Annotated in this window: 18 protein-coding genes; 9 read left to right on the top strand and 9 right to left on the bottom strand. The window is 42.2% G+C overall.

Annotated features, from left to right (window positions below; translation table 11 throughout):
* Positions 1-22: 22 nt before the first annotated feature.
* On the bottom strand, positions 23-691 hold the full coding sequence (ung, locus tag DQN58_RS00090) for a uracil-DNA glycosylase (RefSeq protein WP_032997965.1): 669 nt from the start codon (positions 689-691) through the stop codon (positions 23-25).
* A gap of 297 nt (positions 692-988) precedes the next feature.
* Between ung and grcA the strand changes: the two genes are divergently transcribed.
* Together grcA and DQN58_RS00080 are read left to right on the top strand one after the other, a co-directional pair.
* Positions 989-1,372, top strand: coding sequence for an autonomous glycyl radical cofactor GrcA (gene grcA / locus DQN58_RS00085; RefSeq protein WP_006719191.1), 384 nt, complete (start codon positions 989-991; stop codon positions 1,370-1,372).
* A 446-nt stretch (positions 1,373-1,818) separates the two neighbouring features.
* Positions 1,819-2,040, top strand: coding sequence for a putative quinol monooxygenase (locus tag DQN58_RS00080; protein ID WP_006719190.1), 222 nt, complete (start codon positions 1,819-1,821; stop codon positions 2,038-2,040).
* A gap of 172 nt (positions 2,041-2,212) precedes the next feature.
* Here DQN58_RS00080 and hchA read toward each other — a convergent pair whose 3' ends face one another.
* Positions 2,213-3,076, bottom strand: a complete 864-nt coding sequence (gene hchA / locus DQN58_RS00075; RefSeq protein WP_006719189.1) for a glyoxalase III HchA — start codon at positions 3,074-3,076, stop codon at positions 2,213-2,215.
* 127 nt (positions 3,077-3,203) lie between these two features.
* On the opposite strand from hchA, the gene DQN58_RS00070 reads away from it, so the two are divergent.
* The gene (locus DQN58_RS00070) at positions 3,204-4,106 is read left to right on the top strand and encodes a LysR family transcriptional regulator (RefSeq protein ID WP_050540572.1); all 903 of its coding nucleotides are present in this window, start codon (positions 3,204-3,206) and stop codon (positions 4,104-4,106) included.
* Positions 4,107-4,137: 31 nt separating this feature from the next.
* Here DQN58_RS00070 and DQN58_RS00065 read toward each other — a convergent pair whose 3' ends face one another.
* Positions 4,138-5,178, bottom strand: a complete 1,041-nt coding sequence (locus DQN58_RS00065) for an LLM class flavin-dependent oxidoreductase (RefSeq protein ID WP_006719187.1) — start codon at positions 5,176-5,178, stop codon at positions 4,138-4,140.
* 11 nt (positions 5,179-5,189) lie between these two features.
* A complete protein-coding gene (locus tag DQN58_RS00060) occupies positions 5,190-5,378 on the bottom strand; it encodes a zinc-binding dehydrogenase (protein ID WP_255345154.1) in 189 nt (62 codons plus the stop codon).
* 244 nt (positions 5,379-5,622) lie between these two features.
* Between DQN58_RS00060 and DQN58_RS00055 the strand changes: the two genes are divergently transcribed.
* The 5 genes from DQN58_RS00055 to era are packed head-to-tail and all read left to right on the top strand — an operon-like array spanning position 5,623 to position 10,287.
* A complete protein-coding gene (locus tag DQN58_RS00055) occupies positions 5,623-5,853 on the top strand; it encodes a hypothetical protein (protein ID WP_006719186.1) in 231 nt (76 codons plus the stop codon).
* A gap of 20 nt (positions 5,854-5,873) precedes the next feature.
* Positions 5,874-7,670, top strand: a complete 1,797-nt coding sequence (gene lepA / locus DQN58_RS00050; RefSeq protein ID WP_006719185.1) for a translation elongation factor 4 — start codon at positions 5,874-5,876, stop codon at positions 7,668-7,670.
* A gap of 10 nt (positions 7,671-7,680) precedes the next feature.
* Complete coding sequence (lepB, locus tag DQN58_RS00045; RefSeq protein ID WP_006719184.1) at positions 7,681-8,703, top strand: signal peptidase I; 1,023 nt, start codon at positions 7,681-7,683, stop codon at positions 8,701-8,703.
* 1 nt (position 8,704) lies between these two features.
* On the top strand, positions 8,705-9,385 hold the full coding sequence (gene rnc, locus DQN58_RS00040; RefSeq protein ID WP_006719182.1) for a ribonuclease III: 681 nt from the start codon (positions 8,705-8,707) through the stop codon (positions 9,383-9,385).
* Entirely contained in the window at positions 9,382-10,287 is a 906-nt protein-coding gene (era, locus tag DQN58_RS00035) for a GTPase Era (protein WP_006719181.1), read from the top strand. Before rnc ends, era begins: the two co-directional genes overlap by 4 nt.
* 83 nt (positions 10,288-10,370) lie before the next feature.
* On the opposite strand, the gene psiE is transcribed toward era, so the two are convergent.
* Both psiE and sodC read right to left on the bottom strand, forming a co-directional pair.
* Positions 10,371-10,790, bottom strand: a complete 420-nt coding sequence (psiE, locus tag DQN58_RS00030; RefSeq protein ID WP_006719180.1) for a phosphate-starvation-inducible protein PsiE — start codon at positions 10,788-10,790, stop codon at positions 10,371-10,373.
* 165 nt (positions 10,791-10,955) lie between these two features.
* On the bottom strand, positions 10,956-11,525 hold the full coding sequence (gene sodC, locus DQN58_RS00025; protein WP_006719179.1) for a superoxide dismutase family protein: 570 nt from the start codon (positions 11,523-11,525) through the stop codon (positions 10,956-10,958).
* Positions 11,526-11,703: 178 nt separating this feature from the next.
* Here sodC and DQN58_RS00020 point away from each other — a divergent pair, with 178 nt between their 5' ends.
* The gene (locus tag DQN58_RS00020; protein WP_006719178.1) at positions 11,704-12,459 is read left to right on the top strand and encodes a class I SAM-dependent methyltransferase; all 756 of its coding nucleotides are present in this window, start codon (positions 11,704-11,706) and stop codon (positions 12,457-12,459) included.
* Between the two features lie 45 nt (positions 12,460-12,504).
* Here the strand turns inward: DQN58_RS00020 and recF are convergent, their stop codons facing one another.
* From recF to dnaA, 3 genes are read right to left on the bottom strand one after another with little or no spacing between them, the layout of a single operon-like run.
* On the bottom strand, positions 12,505-13,581 hold the full coding sequence (gene recF / locus DQN58_RS00015; protein ID WP_006719177.1) for a DNA replication/repair protein RecF: 1,077 nt from the start codon (positions 13,579-13,581) through the stop codon (positions 12,505-12,507).
* Between the two features lie 3 nt (positions 13,582-13,584).
* Positions 13,585-14,685, bottom strand: coding sequence for a DNA polymerase III subunit beta (gene dnaN, locus DQN58_RS00010; RefSeq protein ID WP_006719176.1), 1,101 nt, complete (start codon positions 14,683-14,685; stop codon positions 13,585-13,587).
* A gap of 10 nt (positions 14,686-14,695) precedes the next feature.
* Entirely contained in the window at positions 14,696-16,057 is a 1,362-nt protein-coding gene (dnaA, locus tag DQN58_RS00005; RefSeq protein WP_006719175.1) for a chromosomal replication initiator protein DnaA, read from the bottom strand.

The raw sequence follows: 16,057 nt of genomic DNA, 5'->3' as shown, positions 1-16,057 counted from the left end.
TGTAATGGTTCTGATAACAACGCTAAAGCGCGCTTAATTGCCAATTAATCGGGGCAATACCATGTTGTTGTAAATAGGCGTTGGCTTTTGAAAAATGGTGGCAACCGAAAAATCCGCGATGAGCAGACAGCGGTGATGGATGCACGCTGGTTAAAACACAATGTTTTTGGCGATCAATAAATTGCCCTTTTTTCTGTGCCGGGCTACCCCATAATAGAAAGACCAGATTTTCGCGATGTTGATTTAAGGCTTCAATGACTTTATCCGTAAAGATTTCCCAACCCCAATTCGCGTGGGAATGGGCCAAACCTTGTTCTACGGTTAATACCGAGTTAAGCAACAACACGCCTTGTTGCGCCCATTCCACTAAATAGCCATGATTTGGCATCTGAAAGCCTTCGATGTCATTGGACAATTCTTTATACATATTTAACAAGGACGGTGGTGGTTTGACACCGGGTTTAACGGAAAAGGATAAGCCGTGCGCTTGATTTGGCCCGTGGTAAGGATCTTGCCCTAAAATCACCACTTTGACCTGTTCGAATTCTGTTAATTTAAAGGCATTGAACACGTCCGGTGCCGGCGGGTAAATAATTTTCCCCAGTTCCCGTTCTGCATGTACACGTTGCAACACTTGTTGAAAATAAGGCTGTTGTTTTTCCTGCCCAATGACATCTGTCCAGGTTTTCATCATGGGGTTCCCATCTAATTTTGCGTAGCGGGAATTATAATGAAGCCATCGTGAAATTCATAGCAATAAGCGTGATTTGTTTGTTATCAAGATGTAATTATATAGGGCTTGTTTTGTTAAATTACGTATACCTAGAATGGATTATCTTTGATATGTGTCAAATATTGAAAATGAATTAAAAAAAGACTTCGGTTCTATATCAAATTAAAGTCAAATTAATTTGAAAACTTCAAAATTTTTGATAAAATCCGCGCAGTTCAATTAATATACAGAAAAGCCAAATTTAGGAGGCATTTTATGATTAAAGGTATCCAAATTACCCAAGCGGCTAATGACAATCTTTTAAACTCTTTCTGGTTGTTAGATAGCGAAAAAGGTGAAGCACGTTGTTTATGTGCAAAAGGTGATTACGCAGAAGATCAAATCGTAGCAGTAAGTGAATTAGGTCAAATCGAATACCGTGAATTACCGGTAAATGTTGCACCAACTGTTAAAGTAGAAGGCGGTCAACACTTAAACGTGAACGTATTACGTCGTGAAACATTAGAAGATGCGGTAAAACACCCTGAAAAATATCCGCAATTAACTATCCGTGTTTCCGGTTATGCCGTGCGCTTTAACTCGTTAACCCCTGAACAACAACGCGATGTTATTACCCGTACTTTCACTGAAAGTTTGTAATTTCATATTAAGTAAAAAGAACCCCCGATAAATTCGGGGGTTTTGCTTTTTTCCCCCATGTTTTCCGATCATTCAATATGACCACTTGGGCAGTGAAAATAAACGGAAAGTATAGGGTACTGTCAGAAACGAAACTTACGTTTAATCCGTGGGTAATAAATTACCCATGGTTAGGCATAGTTGCTCACTTTTGGGGAACTTGCAGTTTGTAAAATAATTATGGATATGAAACCTTATGTTTAAGAAAAAATCAATAGCATTAAACCATGATACATTTTCTATTCCTGAAGATGATCTATTAGTTACTGGCGCACCTGTTGGCTAGTATGCCATAGTTATGCCGCCCCCCCCCACAAACCAAAGACGCAAAACAGGTGTGAACGTGTTAAAGTAAAAAATGTTGTTTTTTTCCACAGCTCTTTTTAACCCTTGAATTTACAATCCAAGTGCAACAAACGAATGAAACCCGTCCCAATTTGGTCATTGTGAACGTGAAGCCGTCGGAAAATGAGAAATTTAAAGCCATGGTGTTGCCGGAAATGACGCAATCCCTGAAAGTGGAGCCGGGTGTGTCGGCGATGCATGTCGCTACGGTGAAAGAACAACCGAGTCGTTGGGTGTTCTTTGAAATCTACGCCAACGATGAGACTTATACGGCACACCGATGAGATGTTGCAGGATAAGCAAAGTATCGAAATCCGTCCGACCTATTTGGACTACAAAGGCAGCTTGGTTTTTAATGTAAGTGGCAGATAAGCTTGCACAAACGTAAAAAGTGCGGTCGAAATTCATGGTGTTTTTCGACCGCACTTTATGTTATTTCAAGAAGGAGAAGGGCGATTAAGCGACGGCTTTTAACAACTCCTCGGCAGCTAAAATGCCTAAATTGTTAGACGCAAGTGGGCTGTCGCCGGTGAGCACGTTGCGGTCTTTGTTCACTTGACCTGTAATGCCTTCGTTCAATACTTTCACGCCTAAAGATTCTAAGCGTTCAGCCAATAACCATTGTAATTTACCCGGAATGTAGCCGATATCCACGTTTGAGCCTTCGTCTAATGCATCTGGGAACACACAGATTTCATAACCTTTGAATGGGAAATCTTCAGGTTTTTCGCCTACGCTTGCTGCTAAGAATGCCGCAGGACCATGACATAAGCTGATGATATATTTATCATTTGCAAACGCCCAATTTAACACCGCTTTCACATCGTTACTGAACGGAAGACCGTGTAATGCTGCGTGACCACCCGGGATCAACACACCTAAATATGGTGAATCTTCCGCTGTGACTTCCGCCAAAATATCCGCTAATTTATGTGGATTTTTGAATTTCGGCAAGTAAGTTTCGTATAAGCCCATCACCGCTTCATCTTCGGTTGGCATCGCCCACATTTCAAATTTTACCGAGTTACCTGAAAGGGTTGCCACTTCAATTTCAAAACCAGCGTGGTGAATATGCAACATTGGCAACATCGTTTCCACAGGGTGGTTACCCGTTGAAAATAATTTGCCGTTTTTCATTTCTAAATAGCGTTCGTCAGAAGCCACCATTAAAATTTTGTATTTGCCACCTGTGTAAGGTTTGTCGAATTTAAAACCGTCGAAATCCGTTTTTTTCGCCACATATTGGCTTAATGAGTATTCTGATGGGAAAAATGCGTTATGTTCTGCACGGTCTGCTACTGGGCTTTTTAAATCTGCCATTTTTTTCTACTAATGTTAAAAGAATGTTTAAAAAAGATTGTTTGTTGTAATGGAGGCATTATATCCTAGTCTTTCAATTTGAAAATTAATAGAATAAGAATAAACTATTCTGAAAAAAGGAATAATGATGAATAAATTAGAAGCTCTTCGTTATTTTTGCTCCGCTGCGGAAACCCTTAATTTCCGTGAAACCGCTCAACGCCTTGCCGTTTCGCCCCAAGTAGTCACGAGAATGATTGCCGATCTCGAAACGTTATTAGGCGAAAGCCTGTTCAAGCGTAACACTCGAAACATCAAACTCACCGAATTTGGCGAGCAATTTTTACCGAAAGCGACGCAATATTTGGCGAAAGGCGAACAGCTATTTGCTAAAAACAATGTAAAAGAAAAAGCAATGCAAGGTGTAGTTCGGATTACCCTGCCGCCGATGCCTTACAACGATGAAATTCTGTTTGAATTATTGACCGCACTTGAGCCCTACCCCGACATTGCGATTGATTGGCGGGTGGGCATTGATAAGCTCAAAAGTGTAGATGACCAAATTGACATTGGCTTGCGAATTTGCCAAGAACCTGAGTTGGATTGGGTGGCGCAGCATATCTGCACTTTTTCGGAAAAAATTGTCGCCTCGCCCGCCTTACTCAAGCGATTGGATTTCCCTAAAGATTTACAAGATTTAGCCCAAAATTATCCACTGAGTGGTTTGATTGACCCCAAACTGAAACGTATTTGGCAATGGCAAATCAACGCTGAACAACGTTTTATGCCCAACAGAGCGATATTCTTCGCCTCTGACGTGCAAAGCGAATTGCAATCAGCTCTCGCTGGTCGCACTTGTTCTTATCTTATCAACAGTGTTTGTGATCCCTATTTAGAAAATGGTCGATTGGTGGAACTCTTCCCCGAAATTGAAAAGCAAAAATGGCAGCTTTATTTATACCGACCATATCAAACGATTGTTGCCGAGCGGGTGATATGGGTGTATAACAGGCTGAAAGAGATCTTGTTAGCAAAAATAGTTCAGACATAAAAAATGGCGAGATAATCTCGCCATTTTTGTTTCACGATTGCTTATCCACAATCGCTTTCAACATCGTGTAAGATTGGGCTTGTTTTTGCTCATCAAAAATATAGCTCACTGCCATAATTTCATCAAAATGCACCCGTTCGCGTAATTGCTTGAGTTGAAATTCTACGCTTTCAGGACTACCAATAAGCGAACAAGCGGTCATTTGTTCTACTACGGCACGTTCTTGGTTGTAAATCGGGATTTCCTCGAAATCGACTGGACCAAAGTGCGGTTTCTTTTGAGCGTGCATTTGAGCTTTCCAAACATCTTCCTCTGATGCCAAAGGCGGTTGTAAATTTTGTTGCACGTTAGTGACCACATTTAAGAAAAATAGTGTTTGTGTTGTCGCCAGTTGTCTCGCTTCATTATCGGTTTCGGCAACAATCGCGTTCACACCTAAGATGACATAAGGCTCAGTAAGATAGGTAGAGGGTTTGAAGTTTTTGCGATAAATCTCCACAGCCATTTCCATCATGCGTGGTGCAAAGTGTGAAGCAAAGGCATAAGGCAAGCCAAGCTCTGCCGCAAGATAGGCACTTTCGGTGCTGGATCCTAAAATATAAAACGGTATATCCAAGCCTGCGGAAGGGTAAGCTGAAACAGGATTGCTATCTTTAAAGTAACCTCGAAGTTCCGCGATTTCCGCAGGGAAATCCAGACTGTTTCGTCCACGACGAAGTGCTGCAGCCGTTTGCATATCCGTTCCTGGTGCACGGCCTAAACCGAGTTCAACACGGTTTGGATAAAGCGTCTCCAGTGTGCCATATTGCTCAGCCACCACATAAGGCGAATGATTCGGTAACATCACGCCACCTGAGCCCACGCGCAAGGTCTTCGTATTGGCTAGCGTATGCTGAATTAAAAGTGCGGTCGCTGAACTCACCAAATTTTTCATATTATGATGCTCAGCAATCCAATAGCGTTCAATGCCAATGCGCTCCGCGTGTTTTGCAAGATTCACCATCGAATCGACCGCTTGCAAATAAGTTTGTCCTTCACGAACAGGGGCAAGATTGAGAATAGAAAGTTTCATGGTGTTTCTCCTTATTGATTGAGCAAAGTGAAATCCAACATCACTTTCCCAATATGCGTGCCTTTGTCCATTTCTATATGGGCTTTTGCTACGTCTTTAAAATCAAATACTTGATGAATAATCGGTTTGCCGATTTCACCGTTGCCGAGTTTTTCCCAGAGCTCGTTAATTCTAACCGCTCTTTGATGATTTACTTGTATTATACGCTGACTATCATGAGTTAAAATGCATAAAATGCGAATAAACTATTCTGAAAAAAGGAATAATATAAATGAACCGGATACTCTGCGCTCTTTTTGCGTCGCCTGCGAAACCTTCAATTTTCGTGAGACTGTGCAGCGTTTGGCGACGTCTTTGCAAGTGGTAACTCGCACGATCACCGAGTTGGAAGAATTGCTGGACGAAAGACGGTTTTAACGCAGCTCACGGAATATCCCCCCGAATTTGGCAAAATTTTTTCCGAAAATCACGCAATTTCCGGCGGAAAGCAAGCGTTTATTTGCTTCCCCAAAATTAAGCGAGAAAGCGATGTATGGTGTGGTGTATATCATCTTGCCGCCAATACCGCATAACGATCAAATGTTGTTTGAATTACTGACCGCACTTCCCTTTTCTTTTCTAGCGATTTCCACGCTTTTCGGGTACAATCCGCCAGTTAAATTTAATGACTTTTGAATGAGAAAACTGACTGATTTATGAAGAATATTCGCAACTTTTCTATTATTGCCCATATTGACCACGGTAAATCCACCTTATCTGATCGTTTAATTCAAACCTGTGGGGGACTTTCAGATCGTGAAATGGAAGAGCAAGTGCTCGATTCTATGGATTTGGAGCGCGAACGCGGGATTACCATCAAGGCACAAAGCGTAACGCTGAACTACAAAGCCAAAGATGGCGAAACCTATCAACTGAATTTTATCGACACACCGGGACACGTTGACTTTTCTTATGAAGTATCTCGCTCTCTTGCGGCTTGTGAAGGGGCATTATTGGTAGTCGATGCCGGACAAGGTGTAGAAGCACAAACGTTGGCAAACTGTTACACCGCTATCGAAATGAACTTGGAAGTGGTGCCGATTTTAAACAAAATTGACTTGCCGGCGGCCGATCCTGAACGTGTTGCGGAAGAAATTGAAGATATTGTGGGAATTGATGCCATGGAAGCCGTGCGTTGTTCGGCTAAAACGGGCGTGGGCATTGAAGACGTATTAGAAGAAATTGTTGCCAAAATTCCGGCACCGGAAGGTGACCCAAATGCGCCATTACAGGCATTGATTATTGACTCGTGGTTTGATAATTATTTGGGCGTGGTGTCTTTGGTTCGTATTAAAAACGGCACGTTACGCAAAGGCGACAAAATCAAAGTGATGTCCACCGGCCAATCATATAACGTCGATCGTTTGGGGATTTTTACGCCGAAACAAGTGGATACCACTGTATTAAATTGCGGTGAAGTTGGTTGGGTCGTTTGTGCCATTAAAGATATTTTAGGCGCACCGGTAGGAGATACCTTAACGCTACACAATAATCCGGCAAGTTCCGTTTTACCGGGCTTTAAGAAAGTTAAACCGCAGGTTTACGCCGGCTTATTCCCGGTCAGCTCTGATGATTATGAAGCATTCCGTGATGCGCTTGGTAAATTAAGTTTAAATGACGCCTCCTTGTTCTATGAACCGGAAAATTCCACCGCACTTGGCTTCGGTTTCCGCTGTGGTTTCCTTGGGCTGTTGCACATGGAGATTATTCAAGAACGTTTAGAGCGTGAGTACGATTTAGATTTAATCACGACGGCACCAACCGTGGTCTATGAAGTGGAATTAACCAATGGTGAGGTAGTCTATGTGGACAGTCCGTCAAAACTGCCGCCGTTAAACAATATTGCTGAAATTCGTGAACCCATTGCGGAATGTAACATGTTGTTGCCACAAGCCTATTTGGGTAACGTGATTACATTGTGTGTGGAAAAACGTGGGGTGCAAACGCACATGGTGTACCACGGTAATCAAGTGGCGTTGACTTACGAAATTCCGATGGGCGAAGTGGTGTTGGATTTCTTTGACCGCCTCAAATCCACTTCTCGTGGTTATGCTTCTTTAGATTACGGTTTCAAACGTTTCCAAGCAGCGGATATGGTTCGCGTGGATATTATGATTAACGGTGATCGTGTAGATGCGTTAGCGTTAATTGTACATAAAGACAATGCACCGTATCGCGGTCGTGAATTGGTAGAAAAAATGCGTGAACTCATTCCACGTCAACAATTTGATATCGCGATTCAAGCTGCGATTGGTAACCACATTATTGCCCGCTCCACCGTGAAACAATTGCGTAAAAACGTGTTGGCAAAATGCTATGGTGGTGACGTCAGCCGTAAGAAGAAATTATTGCAAAAACAAAAAGAAGGTAAGAAACGGATGAAACAGCTCGGTAACGTGGAAGTGCCGCAGGAAGCGTTCTTAGCCATCTTACATGTAGGAAAAGATAAATAAGGAAGTAGCAATGTCGAACTTATTTACGATTATTTTAATCGCGATTGGATACGGTTTATGGAAAGTGTTGGATCATTTTCAGTTGCCGAATACGTTTTCTATTTTACTGATTATTTTCACCGCACTTTCAGGTGCCGTCTGGTGTTATTTACGTTTTGGGGTGTTGCCGAAGCGCGCCAGACAAATCTCTCGCTTAGAGCAACGCAGTGGCAAAAGCCTCAGTGATGAAGAAAAAAACAACATTGAACCGATTTCCGAAAGTTCCGAATTTGTTGCTTCTCTGTTTCCTGTGTTGGCTTTTGTGTTAATTGTGCGTTCGTTTATTTTTGAGCCGTTCCAAATTCCGTCTTCTTCCATGGAGCCAACGTTACGCATTGGCGACTTCATCGTGGTGAACAAATTTGATTACGGTATTAAAGATCCGATTTTCCAAAATACCCTTGTGAAAATGGGCGAGCCGCAACGTGGTGATGTGATTGTGTTCAAAGCACCGGAATCACCAAGCACAGACTATATAAAACGCATTGTCGGCAAGCCGGGCGATCGTGTGATTTATAATGAAGCCAATCGTCATTTAACCCTGGTTTACGCTAAAGACGGTAAAGAGTGTTTGGCAGATTGCGATATCAAAGAATTCAGCTATACCCAACCTGAACCTAATGAGAATTTCCGTTTCATTTTAGGGCGAGATCACAGTGGCAAAGTACAATATGGCCCGGCGCCGTTAGAAACCGTTGAAACGGGCGATGTGGCGCACGCCATTCACTGGTATCCACAGCCGATTAACGAAGGGTATCGTTATAAAGCCTTTAGTAAACAAGAAAATTATGTGACGGAATGGGTTGTGCCGGAAGACCACTATTTTGTTATGGGTGACAATCGTAACAACAGCGAAGACAGCCGTTTCTGGGGATTTGTGCCATCACAAAATATTGTGGGTAAAGCAACCTATATTTGGCTGAGTTTAAAGAAAGAACAGGATGAATGGCCAACCGGCGTTCGCACCGAGCGCTTGTTCCAGAAAATTCAATAATATGCGAGAAGATAACTTAGATCGTTTACAACGAAAGATTGACTATCATTTCCAAGATGTCGCCTTGCTTAAGCAAGCACTGACTCATCGTAGTGCGGGACATAATCACAATGAACGCTTAGAGTTTCTAGGCGATGCCATTTTGAATTTAACCATCGCGGAAGCCTTGTTTCACCTGTTCCCCAAATGCAATGAGGGCGAGTTGAGCCGTATGCGTGCGACCTTGGTGCGTGAGCCGACCTTAGCCATTCTTGCCCGCGATTTTCAACTGGGGGATTATTTATCCCTTGGGCAAGGCGAATTAAAAAGTGGTGGTTTTCGCCGTGAATCTATTTTGGCGGATTGTGTTGAAGCGATTATCGGGGCTATTTCACTGGATAGTAGCCTAACTCATGCGACACAGATCGTGAATCGTTGGTATCAAACCCTCCTCGAAAATATTAAACCGGGCGACAATCAAAAAGATGCCAAAACCCGTTTACAGGAATATTTACAGGGTAATCGCCAGCCATTACCCACTTACAATGTGGTGAGTATTCAAGGGGAAGCCCATAACCAATTATTTATCGTGGAATGTTCCATTTCAGATAACGACCGCACTTTTATCGGTAAAGGTTCCAGCCGTCGTAAAGCGGAACAAGCTGCGGCAGAACAAATTCTTCAAGAGTTAAATATCAAATGACAGAACAACTTGAAACGTATTGTGGCTTTATTGCCATTGTAGGTCGTCCGAACGTAGGGAAATCCACCTTACTGAATAAAATTCTCGGACAAAAAATTTCTATCACGTCGCGCAAAGCGCAAACGACCCGTCATCGTATTGTGGGCATTAAAACCGAAGGCCCGTATCAAGAAATTTACGTAGATACCCCGGGGCTACACATTGAGGAAAAACGGGCCATCAACCGCTTAATGAACCGTGCAGCCAGCAGTGCGATCACCGATGTGGATTTAGTCATTTTTGTGGTGGATGGCACTCATTGGAATGATGACGATGAAATGGTGCTGAATAAACTGCGTAAAACGAAAGTGCCGGTTGTGCTTGCGATTAATAAAATCGATAACATTAAAAATAAAGACGATTTATTGCCGTTTATTACGGAAATCAGCAGTAAATTTACGTTTACCGATATCGTGCCGATTTCTGCTGAAAAAGGGAATAATTTAGAGGTGATTGAGAACATCGTGCGTAAGTCTTTACGCCCGGGGGGGCATCATTTCCCGGAAGATTATGTGACCGATCGTTCTCAACGTTTCATGGCATCGGAAATTATTCGTGAAAAATTAATGCGCTTTATGGGAGAAGAATTACCTTATTCCGTCACCGTAGAAATTGAGCAATTTAAGGTGAATGAGCGCGGAACTTATGAAATCAATGCCTTAATTTTGGTTGAGCGTGACGGACAGAAAAAAATCGTTATCGGTCACAAAGGCGAAAAATTGAAAAAAATCGGTACCGAAGCCCGTTTAGACATGGAGCGTTTATTTGATAATAAAGTCCATTTGGAACTTTGGGTGAAAGTGAAATCCGGCTGGGCGGATGATGAACGCGCCTTGCGAAGTTTGGGTTATATGGAAGAATAATGAAAAAAGGTGAGCAACGGGCTCACCTTTTTATCTTTAAAGTGCGGTAGAAAATTAAATTGTTTTTTGACCGCACTTTTATTTTAGATATTTCTTAATTTATTGGAATAGAGGACTAAGCATAACGCGATTACCATAATTAAAATGGCGCAGGCGAAGAGAAGGGTATCTACCGAACTTTCGTGATTTACGATGATTAAACGCAACATGGCAGTGATACCGGCGTAAATAAAATAACGCAGAGGGAAATGGTAACCGCTTTTGAAATATTGCACGATAAGACCGATAAAACCGAAATAGAGGAAAAACATGACCGCTTGTTCAGCAACGTTATAAGGCACAATGGTTGAGGTATTTAAGACCATCATTGCCAAAGAATACGTAATTTTGACGAGGGCGATAATAAGTACAAAGGCTAACGCAATTAACGCAGAGCTTAAAACGATTTTTAATATTCCGGTGACCACTTGGGGGAGTTTTTCTAGTTGTTGAGATTCTTCCATAGTTTACTTTCCTTCATTTTATAACGAGATTCAAAGGGTGCTTATTCTAAAACAAGAGAGGATAAGGGTAAATAGATTTGATTAGCGAGAAATATCGGATTTTTTAACCGCACTTTTATAAAAAGAAAGGCTGACATTTGTCAGCCTTTTTGTTTTCATTATTAATTATTTGATTACACCGCAGGCCATACGTGCACCGCCACCACCAAGTGGAGCAGGGTGGTCAGAGTGGTTGTCGCCACCCACGTGGATCATGATAGAATGACCACGAACGTCATCAAGGTGTTTGATACGTGGTGCAAGAACAGGGTTAGTCGCTGTGCCATCATGTAATACGGTTAATGCCGGTAAATCGCCTAAGTGCGCATCATCTTGCCATGGGAAACCGTGTTTTTTAGTGTCTTTCGGATCCCAGTGACCGCCAGCGGCAAGCCCGGCAGTTAATTTACCGTCTTTTTCTTTCGGGTCACAGCTTGGGTTTTGGTGAATATGGAAGCCATGTAAGCCTGCTTCTAATCCGTTTAAGTTTGGTGTAAAGACCAAACCGTAGTTGGATTCGGTAATGGTAACAGTACCCACATCTTTATTACCGTTAACCGGGTCAAGTTGTTGTACTTTTACTTCAATAGAAGCACCGGCAGGCGCCATATGATCGTGTTTGTGTTCATGGGCGTTCGCCATGCTTGCAGCACAGATTGTGCTGATACTTACGGCTAAGAGAGTTTTAAATTTCATTGGTTTACTCCTTTTATGTTAAAAATCTTTTATATTCTAACTAAAATAAGGCATAAATCGAGCATTTTTAGAATGTTATTGACTATCAACGACATTTGAATTTTTTATCTTTTTTCTTTAATCGAAATGAGATTTATTTATAATAGGCATCATTGCTATTTTATTTGGGAGAAATCAGATGGCTAAAGAAGAAGTCGGTCATAATTTTTTGGCACGTTTAGGTAAAACCCGTTTGCGCCCGGGCGGTCGTAAAGCCACCGATTGGTTGATTGCAAGCGGTGATTTTAATAAAGATAAAAAAGTCCTCGAAGTGGCCTGTAATATGTGTACCACCGCCATTGGATTGGTGAAGCAATATGGCTGCCGGATTGAAGGTGTTGATTTAGATGAGAATGCATTGGAAAAAGCCAAGGCCAATATTGCAGCGAATAACTTGCAGGACAAAATTCATGTGCAACGCGCCAATGCGATGAAATTACCTTTTGAAGACAATACGTTTGATATTGTGATTAATGAGGCCATGCTCACCATGCTGCCTGTTGAGGCTAAAATGAAGGCGGTTGCTGAATATTTTCGCGTATTGAAACCGGGTGGCTTTTTGCTGACTCATGATGTGATGTTAGTGGGGGATGACCATAAAACCATTTTGGAAAATATGCGTAATGCCATCAATGTGACGGTCACGCCATTAACCAAAGACGGTTGGAAACAAGTGTTTTTAGACAGTGGTTTTCGTAATATCGAAACTTTTTCCGGTGAGATGACACTGTTGTCGCCAAGAGGCATGATTTATGACGAAGGCGTGTTAGGTACATTAAAAATCATAAAAAATGCTTTTAAAGCAGAAAATCGTGAGCAGTTTAAGAAAATGTTTAGCACTTTTAATGACCCTGAACGTAAATTGCATTTTATTGCAGTTTGTAGTCAGAAGTGATCTACTCTCTTGAGATTAGCCTCCCAAACTGGAGGCTAATTTCTTTTATAACAATTCAATTTTGCCTGACTCGATCTTAAAAGTGCGGTGCTTTTTCGGTTGCATTTCTTTGAGCTGGTTTTGTGTAATGGCGGTGACAAAAACTTGGGAGCCACTGTTTTGTAAGCGTTGGGCAAGAAGACTACGCTTAGTTTGATCTAGCTCAGAGGCAAAGTCGTCAATAAGGAAAATACAATGGCGCTGTTTTTGTTGCATCAAATGTTCACCTTGAGCCAAACGTAATGCGCACATTAATAATTTCAACTGACCGCGCGATAAAATATCTTCCACCGGCAATCCATTGGCTTTAAAGCGAAAATCAGCTTTTTGCGGACCGGAAACCGTATAGCCTAATGCACGATCTCGTTCAAAATTACGCGCCAATAATTCGGCATAGTTTTGTTCTTTTTCCCAGCCTTGATGAAAGCTCACACTAATGTCTAGTTCCGGTAGGAATAAACGGCAGGTTTGTTCAATTTCAGGTTGTAGGGCTTGCGCATATTCGGCTCTGAGCAGACTTACCTGCTCGGCAAGTTTTACCAATTCCACATCCCAAATTTTCATTTGTTGATAACTGGAAACTTGCTGTAAGGCGGCATTTCGTTGTTTGAGTAAACGACTTAAACTCGCCCACAGAGTATAAAAACTCACGTGATGATGGAATAAGCCCCAATCCAGAAAGGCGCGACGATAGCTTGGGCCGCCATTGAGTAAATTTAAACCTTCCGGCGTAATAATTTGCATGGGTAACAGGTGTGCGAGGTCGGAAATTTTATTGCCGTCTTCGCCGTTGATTTTCACGAGCGTGTTGCCTTGACGTAGCTTTTGTAAACCTACCGACCATTGATGTTGCTGTTCTTGAATTTGCCCGAAGAGGGTAAAGTGCGGTTGATCGTAAGAAATAATCCGATTACTGACCGCACTTTTAAAAGAGCGCCCGTGGCCTAAATAGAAAATGGCTTCCAGTAAGCTGGTTTTGCCACTGCCGTTGTTGCCGACCAAAAAGTTAAAGCCGTGATCCAATTCCAGATCCACGGCTTGTAAATTACGAAAATTTTCAACGGTTAAACGTGAAATCGCCATACATTATAAGCGCATCGGCATAATCACATATTCTGCGCTGGCGTCTTCACAATCTTCAATTAAGCAGCTGGAAGAGGCATCGGTTAAGCGCATACGCACTTGGTTGCATTTCAATGCATTCAAAACGTCGAGAATATAGCTGACGTTAAAGCCCACTTCCATTTCTTCTCCGCTGTAAGACACATCAATGATTTCCTCGGCCACCTCTTGTTCCGGGTTGGTTGCGGTGATTTTAAGTTGGTTTTCACTGAGTTGTAAGCGTACGCTACGGAAACGTTCGTTAGATAAAATCGCTGCGCGTACAAAGGCTTGTTTTAAGGTTTCCCAACCGGCCTCAACGATGCGGGTCGCGTTGCGTGGCAACACACGACGATAATCAGGGAAACGACCGTCAATGAGTTTTGATGTGAATGTAATATTGTTTAATTGAATACGTAGGTTATTTGTGCCGATTTGCAAACGCGCCGGTTGCTCGCTTGGCTCCAACAAACGTGCCAGTTCTAACACACCTTTACGCGGTAAAATCACTGAATGAGTCTGTAAATCTTGTTCTAATGGAATAGTACAAACCGCTAAACGGTGGCCATCGGTTGCGACGGTGCGTAATAAATTACCTTCCGTTTCAAATTTCATACCATTTAAGAAATAGCGCGCGTCTTGATTTGCCATGGAGAATTGAGTGGCTTCAATTAAACGGCGTAGTGTCGCTTGCTCAAGGGTGAAATCCACTTCTGATTGCCAATCTGTGAGATTTGGATAGTCTTCTGCCGGTAAGGTGGATAAATTAAATTTACTGCGATCAGAGCGGACAATAGCGCGATCTTCCTCAAATGTAACGGTAATTTCCGCATTGTCTGGCAAACTACGGCAAATATCTAAGAATTTTTTTGCCGGAATTGTAAATTTGCCGTCTTGTTCCGCATGAAGTAATGGCGTTTGGGTTGAAAGTTCCACTTCTAAATCCGTACCGGTAATGCTTAATTGATTATTCTCAATTTGCAATAAAACGTTATTTAACACCGGAATATTCGGACGGCTATTTAATACGCCACACACTTGTTGCAACGGCTTCAATAAATTTTCTCGGGAAATAATAAATTGCATCTGGTGACTCCTATACGGATAAAGTTCGGATTAAGTTAGCCCAATCTTCTTGAATATTCGGATCGGTGTCGCGGAAACCGGCAATCGTACGACAGGCGTGTAAAACAGTGGTGTGATCGCGGTCGCCGAAGGATTTGCCAATTTCCGGTAGGCTGCGGTTGGTTAATTCTTTTGCCAGCGCCATTGCCACTTGGCGTGGGCGAGCCACTGAGCGAGAGCGATTTTTGGATTTTAAATCGGATACTTTAATGCGGTAATATTCAGCGACTACTTTTTGAATATTGTCTACGGTCACCAGTTTATCTTGTAATGCCAACATGTCTTTTAACGTTTCACGCACAAAATCAATGGTGATCGGTTCGCCTTTAAACTCCTGCATGGCTTTCACTCGGTTTAAGGCGCCTTCTAATTCACGTACATTGGTGCGTAATTTTTGACCGATGAAAAACGCCACATCATGAGGTAAATCCACGTTATTTTCTTCCGCTTTTTTCATTAAAATGGCGACACGGGTTTCAAGATCCGGCGGCTCAATAGCTGTCGTGAGCCCCCAACCAAAGCGCGATTTTAGACGTTCTTCAATTTTTTCAATTTCGCGTGGATAGCGGTCGGACGTGAGAATGATTTGGCGTCCACGTTCAAATAAAGTATTGAAAATATGGAAAAATTCCTCTTGAGTTTTTTCTTTGTCGCTGAAAAATTGAATATCATCCACTAACAATGCATCTAAAGAGCGGTAGAACTTTTTAAATTCTTCCATTTTGTTATCGCGAATATAAGCCACAACCTGTTGAACGAAGCGCTCAGAATGAATATACACCACGCGCGCCTCCGGATTGTTGGCAATAATACCGTTGCCGATAGCATGCAATAAGTGGGTTTTACCTAAGCCTGTACCGCCATATAAAAAGAGCGGATTAGCGGTTTGTTCACCAGGATTATCTGCGACCTTTTGCGCTACAGCGCGCGCCAGTTGGTTGGATTTACCCTCAACGAAATTTTCGAAAACTAATTTGGTATTTAGATTGGAATGGTAAGGTGTTTTATTTGTGCTTTTTTCTTCCGAAAAACCGACCGCACTTTGTTTTTTCGTAGGTTTCTCTACTTTTGGTGCGGTGGGTTTAATGCCTTCAATAACTGATACGCTAAGATTAGGATTTGCACTGGTTTGACGAGCAATGTCAGTAATTAAAGGAAGATAGTTATCAATCACCCATTTTTGCACAAAAGCATTTGATGCATAAAGTAAGATATTGCTTGCGCTAGTCTCAGCTTGCAACGGATAGAGCCAGATTTTGAAATCGTCCGTAGGAATTTTATCTTGTAGTTGCAACAGGCAATTTTGCCACAGAGAATTCGGCTGGTTTTCCAC

The organism is Aggregatibacter segnis ATCC 33393 (assembly GCF_900476035.1).
In the GTDB taxonomy this organism is placed as follows: Bacteria; Pseudomonadota; Gammaproteobacteria; order Enterobacterales; family Pasteurellaceae; genus Aggregatibacter; species Aggregatibacter segnis.
Note: the sequence above shows the minus strand (reverse complement) of the source record. Positions and strands in the feature narration are given on the sequence as shown.

Bases quoted from the DNA above. Each gene is read 5' to 3' on its own strand.
- sodC (WP_006719179.1), bottom strand. From the start codon at position 11,525: ATGAAATTTAAAACTCTCTTAGCCGTAAGTATCAGCACAATCTGTGCT.
- grcA (WP_006719191.1), top strand. From the start codon at position 989: ATGATTAAAGGTATCCAAATTACCCAAGCGGCTAATGACAATCTTTTA.
- recF (WP_006719177.1), bottom strand. From the start codon at position 13,581: ATGGCGATTTCACGTTTAACCGTTGAAAATTTTCGTAATTTACAAGCC.
- DQN58_RS00070 (WP_050540572.1), top strand. From the start codon at position 3,204: ATGAATAAATTAGAAGCTCTTCGTTATTTTTGCTCCGCTGCGGAAACC.
- psiE (WP_006719180.1), bottom strand. From the start codon at position 10,790: ATGGAAGAATCTCAACAACTAGAAAAACTCCCCCAAGTGGTCACCGGA.
- lepA (WP_006719185.1), top strand. From the start codon at position 5,874: ATGAAGAATATTCGCAACTTTTCTATTATTGCCCATATTGACCACGGT.
- era (WP_006719181.1), top strand. From the start codon at position 9,382: ATGACAGAACAACTTGAAACGTATTGTGGCTTTATTGCCATTGTAGGT.
- DQN58_RS00020 (WP_006719178.1), top strand. From the start codon at position 11,704: ATGGCTAAAGAAGAAGTCGGTCATAATTTTTTGGCACGTTTAGGTAAA.
- lepB (WP_006719184.1), top strand. From the start codon at position 7,681: ATGTCGAACTTATTTACGATTATTTTAATCGCGATTGGATACGGTTTA.
- rnc (WP_006719182.1), top strand. From the start codon at position 8,705: ATGCGAGAAGATAACTTAGATCGTTTACAACGAAAGATTGACTATCAT.
- DQN58_RS00065 (WP_006719187.1), bottom strand. From the start codon at position 5,178: ATGAAACTTTCTATTCTCAATCTTGCCCCTGTTCGTGAAGGACAAACT.
- dnaN (WP_006719176.1), bottom strand. From the start codon at position 14,685: ATGCAATTTATTATTTCCCGAGAAAATTTATTGAAGCCGTTGCAACAA.
- hchA (WP_006719189.1), bottom strand. From the start codon at position 3,076: ATGGCAGATTTAAAAAGCCCAGTAGCAGACCGTGCAGAACATAACGCA.
- ung (WP_032997965.1), bottom strand. From the start codon at position 691: ATGAAAACCTGGACAGATGTCATTGGGCAGGAAAAACAACAGCCTTAT.